At 41.2% G+C, this 14,303-nt stretch carries 11 protein-coding genes; 7 read left to right on the plus strand and 4 right to left on the minus strand.

Features of this window, described 5'->3' with window-relative positions; translation table 11 throughout:
* Positions 1 to 55 precede the first annotated feature (55 nt).
* Complete coding sequence (locus N482_RS00835; protein WP_063375296.1) at positions 56 to 3,088, plus strand: TonB-dependent receptor domain-containing protein; 3,033 nt, start codon at positions 56 to 58, stop codon at positions 3,086 to 3,088.
* Positions 3,089 to 3,288: 200 nt separating this feature from the next.
* On the opposite strand, the gene N482_RS00840 is transcribed toward N482_RS00835, so the two are convergent.
* Positions 3,289 to 3,540, minus strand: coding sequence for a DUF2999 family protein (locus tag N482_RS00840; RefSeq protein WP_063375297.1), 252 nt, complete (start codon positions 3,538 to 3,540; stop codon positions 3,289 to 3,291).
* Positions 3,541 to 3,650: 110 nt separating this feature from the next.
* On the minus strand, positions 3,651 to 4,877 hold the full coding sequence (locus N482_RS00845; RefSeq protein ID WP_081227607.1) for an RsmB/NOP family class I SAM-dependent RNA methyltransferase: 1,227 nt from the start codon (positions 4,875 to 4,877) through the stop codon (positions 3,651 to 3,653).
* A gap of 310 nt (positions 4,878 to 5,187) precedes the next feature.
* Between N482_RS00845 and N482_RS00850 the strand changes: the two genes are divergently transcribed.
* From N482_RS00850 to N482_RS00865, 3 genes are all read left to right on the plus strand, one after another.
* The gene (locus N482_RS00850) at positions 5,188 to 6,570 is read left to right on the plus strand and encodes an FG-GAP repeat domain-containing protein (RefSeq protein ID WP_081227609.1); all 1,383 of its coding nucleotides are present in this window, start codon (positions 5,188 to 5,190) and stop codon (positions 6,568 to 6,570) included.
* Between the two features lie 922 nt (positions 6,571 to 7,492).
* Positions 7,493 to 7,780, plus strand: a complete 288-nt coding sequence (locus N482_RS00860) for a hypothetical protein (protein ID WP_063375299.1) — start codon at positions 7,493 to 7,495, stop codon at positions 7,778 to 7,780.
* A gap of 240 nt (positions 7,781 to 8,020) precedes the next feature.
* Positions 8,021 to 9,376 (plus strand): hypothetical protein, encoded by a 1,356-nt coding sequence (locus N482_RS00865; protein ID WP_063375300.1) that lies wholly within the window; start codon positions 8,021 to 8,023, stop codon positions 9,374 to 9,376.
* A gap of 41 nt (positions 9,377 to 9,417) precedes the next feature.
* Here the strand turns inward: N482_RS00865 and N482_RS00870 are convergent, their stop codons facing one another.
* Positions 9,418 to 10,887 (minus strand): chitinase, encoded by a 1,470-nt coding sequence (locus tag N482_RS00870; RefSeq protein ID WP_081227611.1) that lies wholly within the window; start codon positions 10,885 to 10,887, stop codon positions 9,418 to 9,420.
* A 250-nt stretch (positions 10,888 to 11,137) separates the two neighbouring features.
* On the opposite strand from N482_RS00870, the gene N482_RS00875 reads away from it, so the two are divergent.
* The 3 genes from N482_RS00875 to N482_RS00885 all read left to right on the plus strand — a co-directional run bounded on the left by N482_RS00875 (position 11,138) and on the right by N482_RS00885 (position 13,532).
* The gene (locus N482_RS00875) at positions 11,138 to 11,698 is read left to right on the plus strand and encodes a GNAT family N-acetyltransferase (protein ID WP_063375301.1); all 561 of its coding nucleotides are present in this window, start codon (positions 11,138 to 11,140) and stop codon (positions 11,696 to 11,698) included.
* Entirely contained in the window at positions 11,695 to 13,032 is a 1,338-nt protein-coding gene (locus tag N482_RS00880) for an NAD(P)/FAD-dependent oxidoreductase (RefSeq protein ID WP_063375302.1), read from the plus strand. Before N482_RS00875 ends, N482_RS00880 begins: the two co-directional genes overlap by 4 nt.
* Positions 13,033 to 13,127: 95 nt before the next feature.
* Complete coding sequence (locus N482_RS00885) at positions 13,128 to 13,532, plus strand: hypothetical protein (RefSeq protein ID WP_063375303.1); 405 nt, start codon at positions 13,128 to 13,130, stop codon at positions 13,530 to 13,532.
* A 98-nt stretch (positions 13,533 to 13,630) separates the two neighbouring features.
* Here the strand turns inward: N482_RS00885 and N482_RS00890 are convergent, their stop codons facing one another.
* Entirely contained in the window at positions 13,631 to 13,882 is a 252-nt protein-coding gene (locus tag N482_RS00890) for a YdcH family protein (protein WP_063375304.1), read from the minus strand.
* Positions 13,883 to 14,303 lie beyond the last annotated feature (421 nt).

Genomic DNA, 14,303 nt, shown 5'->3' on the forward strand with positions numbered 1-14,303 from the left:
ACACCCCTCTATTTGATTGTTTCCAAAATCAATAAAATTAATTAAGGAAAGTTAAGTGTCACCAAGCAACAAGCGCAGTTTGCTTGCAATATCCGTAGCCGCAATATTGAGTGGCTCAGGATTTGCCAACGAAGATATAAGTCGCACTCAAATTGAAGACTCAAACGCATCAGCCCCCACTACTGAAGAAAACGAAAAAGCGGAACGTATTGTTGTAACCGGATCTCGTATTAAGCGAGACAGCTTTTCTGTTGCAACCCCTATCGCAACACTCTCTAAAGACGCATTAAGCGATGCAGGTTTAGGCTCATTATCAGAAATCCTCGTCGACCAAATGCCACAGATTGGAGAAGGTTCAAGCAACAGTAACTCTCAAAGCAGTGTACAAAATACGGGCCTGTCTACCGTAGATTTAAGAGAGCTCGGAACAAACCGTACATTAACTTTAATTGATGGACGCCGCGTTGTTTCTAATAGTTATTCAGGCAACTATGTCAGCCTATCAACCATTCCAAAAGGCATGGTTCAAAGGGTTGAAATCATCACAGGTGGTGCATCTGCAGCATACGGTTCTGACGCGATTTCCGGCGTTGTAAATATCATCACGCAACAAGACAAAGAAGGCGCGTCATTTAACGTAAGGACAGGTGAAAGTACCGAAGGCGGTGGTCGAGAGCTCACCTTTGACGTTGATTTTGGTACCAGTTATGCAGATGGCCGAGGTTACTTATTTATGAGTGCCTCATACGACGAGCAGTTCGGACTAGAATACTGGGATCGCGACCGAGCACAGCAACAAGATTATTGGGATTACGATGATAAGCGTATGTGCAATACCATGCTCACCGCAATATATGATGAAGAAAACAAAACTGCATTTCAGTGCATGCGGGACATAAAACAATCTGATTGGCGAGCTTTGAGTGATTCAATACCCGGCGGTGTTTTTGATGAAGCGAGTAGCTTTAGACCTAATGCTGGCTTTTGGTATGACGGCACCACGCTAAGAGATGACTGGCAAGAAGAAAAGCATGGGATACATTTCAATCAGTTTACCATGCTAAAAGTACCCGACAAGGCATTTAGCGCAGCACTCAAAACCGATTTTGAATTTGACTCAGGTACTCAAGCTTATTTCCAATTTCATCTAAGCCAAAATGATTCAACGAATTTCAAGTCTCCTGAAAGTGAAGATGAGTGTGATCCTATCGTCACATACGACCCAAAAAATGGTGAATTTGGTTCCGATTGTATGGGCAGAATCCCATACGATAATCCATATATGCCGGAAGCGATCCGCGCGCAAGCCAGTGAGCGCGGAGTAAAGTGGGACCGACTTTTTCAGGAGGTCGGTAATGTCGTCAACAGCAATGACCGTACTACAATCCGTTCTTGGACAGGGTTAAAAGGTTATGTATGGGAAGGTTGGGAGTGGGATATTTCTCTCGGTTATGGAAAATTTACTCAAAAACAAACCCGTACAAATGAAATTATCGTAGCGCACGCGAAGTATGCGCTAGATGCTGAGCAGCTCGACGATGGCACCATTCGTTGTAAAGATGCTGCAGCGCGCGAATCAGGTTGTATGCCACTTAACTTGTTTGGCGAAGGATCAATCACGCCAGAAGCTGCCGACTACCTGAGAGTTAATGCTGAAATCCACACCGACATAAAGCAAACGACGTTTGCTGCGGTAGTTACTGGCGACCTATATACATTGCCAGCCGGTCCAATTGCATCTGCATTCGGCTTTGAATATAGAAAAGATGAACAGAGTGTCGCAACCAATGTGCCCAGAGGAGGTATCACATTTAACTACGTTCCTGATTTCTCTGGTGATGTCAGCGTGTACGAAGCATTCGCAGAAGTATCAGTACCGCTGTTAAATAATGCGCCTTTTGCAAAACATTTAAGCGCTGAATTTTCAGCTAGGCTTGCAGACTATAGTTGGTCCACAACTGGTTTGATCCAAAGTTATAAAGCCGGTTTCATCTATGAACCTGTTGAGGGTTACTCAGTTAGAGCAAATTGGGCAAGAGCAATGCGCGCGCCGACTATTACTGAGTTAATGTCACCTCCTAGGGGAGATTATAATACCTTCAGTGACTTCTGCGATGGGGTAACTGCAACGTCCAATAACTCAGGCCATGACAATTGTCGACAAGAGTCTGGCATTCAAGCAACGATTGCCGCTGAAGGTGTGTTTGAAGACGAAAATAACAGTTACTCTCCTAATGCAGGTAATTCTGAATTATACGAAGAGACGGCTGATACATACACACTAGGAATATCTCTCGCGCCAGAGTTTATTCCGGGCCTTAGAGTTGCTATTGATTATTATGATATACAAATAGAAGACGCTATCACGGCACTATCTAATGATGACATCATCACTTTCTGTTACAACTCAACGATTGCGTACGGTAGTAACAACGAGTTTTGTAATGACATACGTCGTGACGAAGAAGGTCAAATTGTAGAAGTTCAACAGCGCCTGATCAATACCGATGAAATACGTACCAAAGGCTATGACATTGCGTTGCAGTACAACTATAGCGTCGGTGAGTATGGCGATTTAACCTTCAAGTTAGATTGGGGTCATGTTATTGAATATTCAATAACATCGACAGGTCCAGATGGCCAATTTGAAGATTTTGAAGAAGGCTTCTTAGATAGAGATGTTTTTGAAGACAAAGGTTCTGCATCGCTTACGTGGCGCAAAAATGGCTGGCGTGTTCGTTGGAGTACACAGTACAAAGGCTCTATAAAACGTGATAAAGACGATTACGAAAAGTGGCTAGACGCGATGGCTAAAAACCAAGAGCGTTGTACCACGCAAGCCGATACTTGTATTGCAAACCCTGAGTCACTTTGGGGAGGCGACCTGCCTTCAGTAACCACTCATGGACTTAGTATGTCATACACTATGCCAATGAGTAATGACAGTGAGCTACGCCTTTACGGAGGAGTGAGAAACTTGTTTGATGAACGTGGACCATTTATCATCTTTGGTCCTGGCAATTATAACAGCGCTTATGGTGGTGGCTTGGGCCGATTTGCATTCGTTGGGGCACAATATACCTTTTAATAAGGCTACCTGAGCCTACTTTATCAAGCCAACTTAAAGTTGGCTTGATTTATAACCCGCACAACCCCTCTCCTACTGCAACAACTCACAACAAAGCGAGCTTTTTACAATGGTCGTGATATCACTTGCCAAAAATGGCTTAGACACTGCCAGGTTTTTGGGTTTAAACCACATTAAGTTGACTGTTCAAATACTACAGATTATTTATTAAGCTGCGCTTTGGCTTCTTCTACTTTCGAATAATCCAAGCCAAGCTCGGTAACCGCTTCTTTGATTAGCTGTGGATTTTGCATCACAAGTCCCATTAGTTGCTGCAACTTCTCAGGTGGAATAGCTAATTGTTGCACTGTGGCCATGGCCATGAGTGGATTATCTGTAAGAGCTTGAAAAACTTCCTTAATTTGCTCGTCGGAAATATTGTGCTCTTTTAGCAAAGCAATAATTGGATTCATGTTTAAACCTTTTCATTTCTATACGAGTCAGTATTTCGCACTGTACTCTATCTACTAAATATGATGCTGTAGTTATGGGGACTTAGTACTTTAACTTCAAGACCTATCAATTATTCAGCATTATTTCTCACTAAGACTGCACCGTAGAACCCATCAAACTCAGAACTGATACCAGGTAATAAACTTATCTCCTGCTCAAGAGACCAGTTTGGATTGTTTGCTAAAAATCGCTGCACTTGTAGTTCGTTTTCTGACGGAAAAATAGAGCAAGTAGCGTAAACTAACTTTCCGCCAATACGACACATTTGACTATAGCGCTGCAAAATATCTTGCTGTAGTACAATTAGATCGTCCACACTGCGCTCTTCTAAATGCCACTTCGTATCAGGGTTTCGGCGCAACACGCCAGTACCAGAGCAAGGAACATCCAATAACACTCTATCAAATTTCTCTTTTTGCCTTTTGATGGTTTTACTATTTTGAATCAGTCGAGTCTCGATGACGTGTGCACCCGCTCTTTTAGCCCGCTTTTTTAAAGTATCTAATTTGTGCTGATGAATATCTAAAGATAACACTCGCCCCTTGTTTTGGAGCAGTGCAGCTATGTGCAAACTCTTGCCACCAGCACCTGCACAGGCATCCACAACCTTCATACCCGGCTTTAATTCAAGCAGCGGGGCAATTTGTTGAGAGCCGGCATCTTGCATTTCGAAAAGCCCAGCCTGAAATGCATCTGTACGGAATAAGTAACCCATTTGCTGCACTTCAAGTGCATCAACCACTCCACTGACAGGCACCGTTGTAATACTTTGCTTTAACAGAGTTCTCGCAACCATCTCACCATCGGTTTTTAAGCCATTCACTCGAATAAAGTTCCGTGAACTTTGATTAAGTGCATTGGCGACCGCCGGCCATTCATTGCCAAGCTCTTGCTGCGCTCTATCATGCAGCCACCGCGGCATGCTCAATTGTATGTCCAGTGGAGCATCATCTAGGGCCCGTTGTAAGTCTATCGCGCTAAGTGTTTCCAACTCAGGATAATCGGGCACCTGGCCTTCTTTTAAAAACGTAAAGGCCCCCCATAAACACCAAGCATCTTCCAAAGTGCACTCTTCAATTGCATCCACTCGCGCTGTGCGCCCAGTTATCCAGCATAGTTTGCGACTGAACCGGATCAAGTTGTATAGAGTTGTAACAAAATATGCTCTTTGCTCCAATGTCCAACCGCCGTTGGCAGCCAAATGTTGTTGAATAACTTTATCAGCGTATTGCTCCAAAGTTACAGCCTGTAAGAATGCAGTTTGCAAGCAATCTAGCAATTGGCGGGTTACTGTCACGGTTGTTCTCTCTTTACAAATTTAAGGCGCGAATTGTAGCGCTTTTCCATAAATGACTCCACTTAATGACATACATTTGGCCTGATTAAATCACAAAAATTTACATCCTGAGCATTGAGCATATTCCTTTCCTTCCTTAGCATAGATGAAACAATAAAAAGATAAGTTGAGCTAATTTGGCGCTTTGGTACGAATGTATGCACCTCTGTGGGAAGTATATCCAGAGTTCGTGGACTAAGCAGCCATGTATAGCTTCACCACTTAGAAAATATACCTAAATAAAATCAACAGGATTTTGAGGAACTCATCGATGAAATCAAAATTGCTACTTCCAGTTAGCCTTATTTTCGCAAGCCAGCTGTACGCCTCCCCTATGTCACTAAAGCTAAAAACGACAAGCCCTTTGCAACTCACTGATTCGCCCATAGTGTTCGCTCTGAATAAAGATGCCAAGCAGCTAGAACGGATTGACCTACACAATGGCCAATCCTCGGTGATCCAAGCAAGTAACAGCTCAAAAGGGTTCCACTTTGGCCGTATAGCCAACCATCAAGACGTGCAAGCCTTTATTCTTGACGATAAAGGGGTCTATCTAGCGACTGACAAAAGCTCAACACGTATTATCAAATCTGAGAGCTTGCTAACACGATTGCAAGTAGATGATTTTAAGAAAATAGACTTTGTCTTGGATGTAAATAATGATGGCTTAAGTGATGTCTTCCTTCCTGGTTTTACGCACAGTGAACTGTATGTACAACAACTTGATGGCCAGTTTCAAAAGAATAAATTCAAGTACCCTCTGCCACTTAGAGCTGACAATCACAATGACAGAATGGAGGTAAGTACCAACTTCTACTCGCTTCCTACTATTCACGATTTTGACAAAGACGGTAAATTAGATCTTGTATTTCGCACGCGTGAAAACATCTCCGTGCTGTATGGGAATAAGACCGGGTTTAAAGACCACGTAGAACATATTTATTTGCCAACTTCATTTGGTAAAACAAAAAATAATGCCATTCGCACAACATATGAACTGCTAGATATCAATCAAGATGGTCATTTAGACCTCATCACCAGAACCCGACCAATCACAGAAGGCATATCAGTGCTCGAAGCCAAAATAGATTATGATTTGTATTTAGGTCAGCACAAAGGGTTCAACTCTGGCGCAATCAAGTTACCACACACAAGCGGTGTGGGAGGCATGCGTATAGAACATGACTTTGATGGTGATGGCTTGCTTGACCTACAAACACTCAGTATCGATATTGGACTCACCACTATTGCAGCAATGGCACTTGGAGGAGGCAAAGCCGATGTTGATGTTGAAATGCACTTTTTTAAACAACATCCACACACATTATTTGCAAAAACACCAAGTACTGAAAAAGAAGTAGAATTAGAAATTGATATGAAACGCTCAATGCGTGGGATCCCCTTCTACACCGGCGATCTAAATGGTGACAAAAAATATGACATTGTCTTCAAATCGGGAGATAAGACACTCAATATTTACTATGGCACTGGCGAAAACTTACTCAAGAAAGAACGGAGAAAAATCAATAAAAAACTTCCTGAAAATGCCAATGATATCGTCTTAGTCGATATTGATGGTAATGGTAATGAAGACTTTATTTTTAAATATACTAACGAATCTAATCAAGCAATAATCGAGACTATATTAAATTAGTAAAATACCATCATGTAACACCATCTTCGTTTTTTCTTTAAAAACAAAAAACATTGGAAGTATTAAAATACTAATACTTCCTCCTTAATTATCCCACCAATTAAAATAAAACATCAAGAAAAAAACCGCAATAATACTCCGTAAAAAAACAAAAAATTAAAATTCAACTTTATTAATAATAAATCATATATGCTCTACCTAAATCTACTGCATGGTTAAATATATAAACAGTATGTTGTTAATATTAAAACTAGGAGTACTTTTAATTACTCTCCTATTTCCAGTTTTAGCGGTCGCTAAAACAACATAGATTCCAATAAGCCTGAGTGGAAACACATTTATCATTCCGTATATTCTCTCTGAAATGTATGCCGCACCAGCTAGATTACTTCCTTCAAATACTTCTCTAAGCTGGGACGATGTTCAGCATGCTTCTAAGTATTAAATCTATGGAGGTAACCACAATGGCGATTGAGTTTTGATTATGAAAAGTGAGACTAATAGAGTTGATTTTGACCACCGCTTTTTTGGTTATCAAGAAATTAAAGTTAGAGCTTACAATTTTAATACTTGCGAAGGAGTGGGTCTATTCGCTTTCACTTAAGTCGGTGCTGCCGCAATCAAAGAAAGTGTTGACGATAAAAGAATTACACCTAAAATTGCCGCCAAAGAAACTTTTTACGCTATTGCTGGGCCAGGGAGCTCTATTGCAAAGCCTGCTGGAATGCTCATAGAAGCTGGGCTAAACAAAGCTAAGAAGAAGTTCTCTCCTATGTAGTTGTACCGTTCGTTACTGAAACTGTTTCCTTAACAATTAACACTGTGACCGACGAGTTTGCTACTAGAAAACGTAGCTGCAATAAAAAAGAGCAGCAAGAACGCAAAGTCGAATGATAGAAAGATCTAAATTTAAGAGACATATATGAAAACTAAACTAGATTTCGCAAAACGCTATACAATGCAAATGATGTTAGCAACTACCGCCTTTGCGTTATTTTCCGTTTTTGGTTACGAGTCTGAACTGTCGACTATAGCTGTAGGCTTGCGATCATTTGGATTCTTAATGGCTTTCGGTATTATTGTATTCGGATTAAGCTACGCCTATGTATACTTTAACCATGAGAAATTGCTAAAGAAGAGAAAGCGTCTAAATAACACCTCTGGGTTGCAGTCACCGCCAATCTATATGACTGTAACCTCTACTTTTTAGACAATTAAGAAGCATATCTATCAACTGACATAAGCTCAACACGTATTGTTTGCAACAAAGCCAAGCACAGAAAAAAGTGGAATTAGAGATAGTTCGAGCCAAATTTTGCGGGTTAGATTTGGCTCTATAAACTCTGTCTATATGTTATTTTTCAAAAACATTTGGTTTATGTTCAAAAATAATCCAGTTTGATGTATGGTTCCAATTTAGGAAATTAATTACTACGCAAGGAACTGTACCATGAAGTTAAAATACAATGAATTATTTTTGGCCACCGCTGCTGCTCTATCTTTAGCAGGGTGTGGCGGCAGCAATAACAGTGAAACACCACCAGCTGTAGATAGACAGGATCCTACCCCTATTGTCTTTTCAACACTCTCATTAAAAGCACTCCAACAAAATACCTGCGGCAATTTACCTGTTGTCGCTGATGTTGTATTTCACAGGGCCAATGGAGAGTTTATATCCAGCTTACAAACGCAAGCTGATGGAGTGCTAGAATCTACGATCCCGTCAGATGCTCAGCATGCTTCTTTTGTATACAGGTCCGTTGATGATAAAGGTGATAAGTACCTACAGATACAGTCCGTATTAAATATTAGCAACGGTTTTGAAGTAGATGCCTTGGTATTTAAGAACTACGATAATTGCGGCTGTAATGCGATTAATTATAATCTAGAGACACTGCGCGCTGAGGTACCAGACGCTGAGCTTTATGGCGCGAGTGCAGAGCCGATACTTCTTGGTCAGGCAAACGACGAAGCCAGTCTGTGTGTAGATGATCAGCAACAATTATTGTTTACTCGATATGAAGATACGCGCATAGGTGCCATATTTGATACTTCCAAGCCAGCCACAATTGCCCTTTCAGACGCTCAGTTTACAGCCGAGGGGACAATAATAGATTTTGGTGATCACACCTTTGAACCAAGAGAGCTGATATCATTGTCTGCGTTTGCCGGTAATGTAAGCGTGTACAATGAACATGTAAATGAAGCGCGCTATAATCACGAGTATTATAAAGACCATAACGCTCTTGTAATATTCAAAGACCTTAATACAGTGAATTACCTGTCAACGTCTAGAATTGATGAAACGAATGGATTTGGCGTTTCAGTGACAACAAACTCTTATGCGGTCAATAGAGTAGACGATGAAGGTAAAGTTGCGATTGCATCTCATATTACCGATGATGAGTCGCTCGTCCGTGGTTATTTAAGGTTGGCTGAGTCAATGGCTGATGAAAGTAGCACTGATGTTGCGGTTATTAACTTTAGTGATGCAGACGACAGGATTAACGCTGTTAACTTTACCCTAGATTGGGAAGACGCACAGCAAGGCACGGCCAAATGGCAGTTTATTACAGATGGTGATGACTCAATACCTAACTTAATGTTTGGAGACATTGTCCCTGAAGATAGCGTTACACCTTTAAGTATTTCTTTTGATGTGACATTGTTTGCCCTGAATTCTGAGCTGAACTTTGAAGATATGAGAGAGATCATGCTACAAGGTCAAGAGAGCTTTGAAAAGCGTGCAGAGTCCAAATTATATGATGGCGCGGCAGTTTATTCAATAATTGCTAAAGAGCTTTAAAAACTAGATTAGGGGAAACCAATTGGTTTCCCCTAATGCTTTTAAGGCATTAATTTCCAAGGGCCATTTGGATTAGTTGGACTTGGCGTATTACCTTTCGTCCACCACTTAGCTTCATATATACGGCCTTCATGACTGGCTTCATCACCTTTTAGATAAACCTTAGTAGCGCTCCAAGCTTTAACGCCTCCCACTGGCGGTTTGTCATCAACCGGCGGTAGAGTGTCTACAGCAGTTACACTTGGCCACCCAGTATGAGATTCATAAAAGTTGGTCACGCACTTTTCATAATCCCCTGGTACCAAAGCGGAATATGCAGTTTGATAGCCTACCAATTTACATTCAAACGAATGTCCACCAGGCCTGTCAGAATAATGCGCCCAGTTTGCTTCCCAGTTTGTGTACAGTACGCCGTTGGCGCCGTCTAGATTAAGGCTACCAAACGGAGTTTGCTGCCAACATGTATTTTCTTCGTCTGTTTCGATAGGTATATTGTAATAATGCGATAACCCATCCCAGTATCTAATTCGGTTTACTGGCTGCCCTTTGTATCGATTGTGTTCACCACACTCAATACCGCCATTAATTACATTAATCGTAGTACCAAAGCCGTAGCCAATTCCTGCATTAAGTTCTACTTGAGAAGGTACCCAAGTTCTATCTATTACATGTAACATTGCAGGCTTTGGAGCCTGAGGTGTTAAAAAGAACCATATAGCCGATGCTAAGTTAAGCCAAGAATCAGCGACTCGGCCCGGATCATTAAGCAGTACAGTCGCATCGCCATCAAACATAACTTCTGAAAACATGCCGTAGTTAAAGTGATATGACAGTTGCTTCGCACCTCGGCCGAAATACCCCTGTCCAGCTCCACACGGCCAGCGACGGTTTTGCCAGTCATTTTGGCCACAGCCAGTGCGATAACCACCTTGACCTTCAGACCATCCCATTTCACGAACATGTACTAATGCCTGTTGCCACTCTTCCAACCCGTTAGGATTATCTGAAGTGTTGTCTTTAGAGATATGGCCACCTGTTTCTTGTGCAAAATGTGCAAATGCTGTCACGATAGACTTTTTACAGATAGCGTCTGAATTTCGTCCATCTGTATACGTGCCACAAAATGCCGGGAACTTACCAATCGCACGAAGAAAACGTGTGTAAGTATATTCTGGCGCAGCCATTTGCGTTAAGAAGTCCCATTGCGCCTGCCCAAATACGCGCTCTACACGCTTTACATTCTCAGGATTAGCTGCGGCATCAGGTACAATCGCCTCCACGATGGTGTTGCTGCGAGTTTCAAGCGCTTTTGACCAAATCTCATACATTGGATCAGACGTCAGTGCATCTTCTGCTGCTTTCAAGTCTACACGAGATACAACGTATCCGTTCGGGTTGTTTGGATCTGGCTGTACATTCATGGCTTGAGCGAATGTGCTAGCACATAAAACTGGCGCGCATAACAGCGCCAATTTAGCGGATTTGCCTACCTTAGCATTTAAATTATTCATAATTTACCTTTACATGTTATTGAAATTATTGAATTTGAAAGTCAAGTTTTATCGTTTTCAGTCACCAATTTGCGCTTGCCTATTGGCTTTTAAATTGATGAATATCAAAATTCATCAATTTAACAAATATTACACATTGACATCGCTGTCAATGTGATTTACCTAATTTTTATACAAATGGAAACTTGATTCTTGCAATTTGTACTGCAAAATAAGGGAATATTATTAATAAAAAGAACAAACTACCGTCATGAAAATTGAGCAATTAGAAGCACAACATTTTCCCCAAGTAATCCTGTTAGGAAATTTGGTACACGGCGAAAATTATCTAGATAAAGACAAACTGAAAAAATTTTATAAGATGGGCCTCAAAAATGGACTGAATGCTTCCTTTGTTGCACTTAATGAAGAGGCCCAAGTGATAGGCTTCAGGCTGAGTTATAGCGCAGGCCAATGGCCAATTGACAAATGGTGTACCCCCGAAAAGTGGCCTGTTAATCGTACTGATATGGCTTATTTCAAATGCATTGCGATACATCCAGACGCACAGGGAAGTGGAATTGGTCCAAAGCTTTTGAACGCTTCGGTGTACGTGTTAAAACAGCAAGGTGCAAAAGCTGGAATAGCGCACCTTTGGAAGCAAAGCCCTGGAAATGGAGCCGTGAAGTACTTTACTAAAGCAGGAGGCGTGCTAGTCAAGCTTCACGAAGACAGATGGCTAGAAAACTGTCTAAATGAGGGTTATGAATGCCCTATATGTGGAAATGAATGCCACTGCCAAGCCGCTGAAATGGTATTAACGCTATCATGAGTATTTACGATCCGCTATACACACCTAACTGCCAAGGTGAGGCGTTTGCACCGAGTTATTGGGCTACAACAGCTCAACTGGGAACGCCGACACCTCCCCCACAAAATGACCAAACCTATGATGTTATTGTCATTGGGGGAGGCTTTACAGGTTTATTAAGCGCTTTTTATCTCGCTACACAGTTCAACAAGAAGGTGTGTGTTGTAGAAGCCAACCAAGTAGGTTTTGGAGCCAGTGCCAGAAATGCAGGCTTCGCTTTACCATCCTCCGGCCGATTAAGCACCCTACAAATGAGCAAAAAATGGGGAGAAGACATAGCGCAGCAGGTTTATCAAGAATATAAAAGTGCAGTAACGCGCGTTCATGAGTTGATTGAAAGTAATCAAATTGATTGCGACCGCCAGTCAAATGGCTACTTAAAAATTGCACATTCTGAAAATGCACTAGCAATGCTCAAAAATGGGTTTAAGTACAGCCGCAAGGTATTGAAAGATACTAGTCTCTCTTTGATTTCAAAAGATGAATTGCGCGAAACATATATTGATATGCCGAATAGTTTTGGAGCGGTCAAAACAGAACTTGGATTTGGCCTTAACCCACTTAAATTACTGCTCGCTTACAAAAACTTGGTACAGCAAGCAGGGGTGGATCTTTTCGAGCAAAGCCTAGCACAGCAGCTCATTAAATGCGGCGCGGTCTATCAACTTAAAGTCAATGAAGCACAATTAACCGCGAGTAAAGTTATCATCGCTGGCAATGCCTATAATAGTAAACAAACACACCCCATTGTAAATAATCGCTATTTACCTATCTTAAGCAGCATTTTAGTTACTCGCCCATTGACACCAAGCGAATTGCAAACAACGGGCCTAAAAACTCACCAAATCATGATGGATACTCGCACTCTAAAATACTACTACCGGTTACTACCAGATAACCGTCTGCTATTTGGCGGAAGAGGTGCTGTATTTGGTAAAGACCAAGATAAAGCAAAGTATCGGATGCATTTAAAAGCTGCTTTAAACAATGGCTTTCCGGGATTGTCGCAAACGACATGTGAACATCACTGGCATGGGTACATTGCCGCAGCCCTAGACGATCATCCGCACATACATTGTGAGAATAATATAGCTTACGCCATTGGTTATTGTGGTTCTGGCGTTGCCTATAGCGCTCAAGCGGCCTACCGATTAGCTCAAATGGTATCTGATCAGCCAGTGCCTCACTTGCCTATCTATCAGAGACCTGCACCAAAGTTTCCTTTTGCTACATTAAGTAGGTTAGGTCAATTTGGCTTTTACAATTTGGCTATTTTAAAAGATAAGCTGTACTAAATCCAGGGTGATCAAAAAATACACAAAACGTACATTAATCTTCAACATTACTCACGTTAAATGGACTCGAAACAACTACTAATTAAGGAAAAGAAATGAACAAAATGATTGTTTTGGGTCTATTAGCTGGCCTTTCGAGCGTTGTATCTGCACAAACAATAAATCTTGAAAACGTAGACAATGGCTCAGTTGCTTTTGAAAAGGCTGAAGTTACTATCGCCGCTAACCAAGGGGTATTTTCTTCTGGTGTTGTTACTTATTACAGCCCGCGTGTATGGGTTAATGGTCGTTTACAAAGCTTCTTCGTTGGTGCAACTAACGGTAACCAGTTTTGTGAAGAGCGTGGCCATAACCAAGAAGTAAGTGGCAGCACAATCAAATGTGGTGAAGATGAGTCATCTTACGCTAACTACGACTGGTACGGAAAGTCTTGGGTTTATAAAAGCACTGGCAGCAAGAATCAGTGCTACCAACTATATGCAACTATTAAGTGCCAGTAATATACCTGCACTTACTTTAAGCCCACTCATTTAGTGGGCTTTTTTTGCAATAAAATTTAAGAGTATAATTTTCATTAAAAGCGATTGGTTTATAAAAGCTAAATAGCCGCTTCTGTTTTTTTGATCAGCCCAAATAGCTCATCTTTTAGATGAACGCGCTCTAGCTTTTTAGTATCTAAGTACTCGTCTGTTGTATTTTCAACACCATCCTCAATACGACGTACTTCCTTATCTAATTCATTGTACTTATTGAACAACTTAGCAAAATGCGTGTCATTCATTTTTAGGTGGCGAATAGTGTGATGGTGGTCTGGAAATTCATGTAATAAGTCGTGCTTTTCAATGCTCATCAGAGGATCCTTATGAGTTATTTCTTGGTCTACCCCCATTATTCTCAATGAACAAAAATCATCCTTGATCTGCATCACATATTGGTTTTACAAGGTATGTAAATTTTTTCTTTTTCTAGTCTAAGATGATCATAGTGTCACCCTATTATTGGCAACCAGTTAATTATGTAATCTCAGATTTTAAAAGCCCCGAATATAAACAAGGCCATACCGTCTTAATCAATCTTTTTGGGGACATTAAAAGGTTGAAACATAGCTGAGCGAGGACGTGCTTCTTTACCAGTCCCTCCTCCTATTCCAGAGTAAAAGCATGAGCATGAAAAAACGCTATAGATTCAAAACCTTTTCAAGATAGTCTGTACTACGTATCGCTTTCTTTTGCTTTGCAGGTATTCCTTTTTTAAAGCTTGTTTCAGCTTTT

Source organism: Pseudoalteromonas luteoviolacea NCIMB 1942, assembly GCF_001625595.1.
Taxonomy (GTDB): domain Bacteria; phylum Pseudomonadota; class Gammaproteobacteria; order Enterobacterales; family Alteromonadaceae; genus Pseudoalteromonas; species Pseudoalteromonas luteoviolacea_A.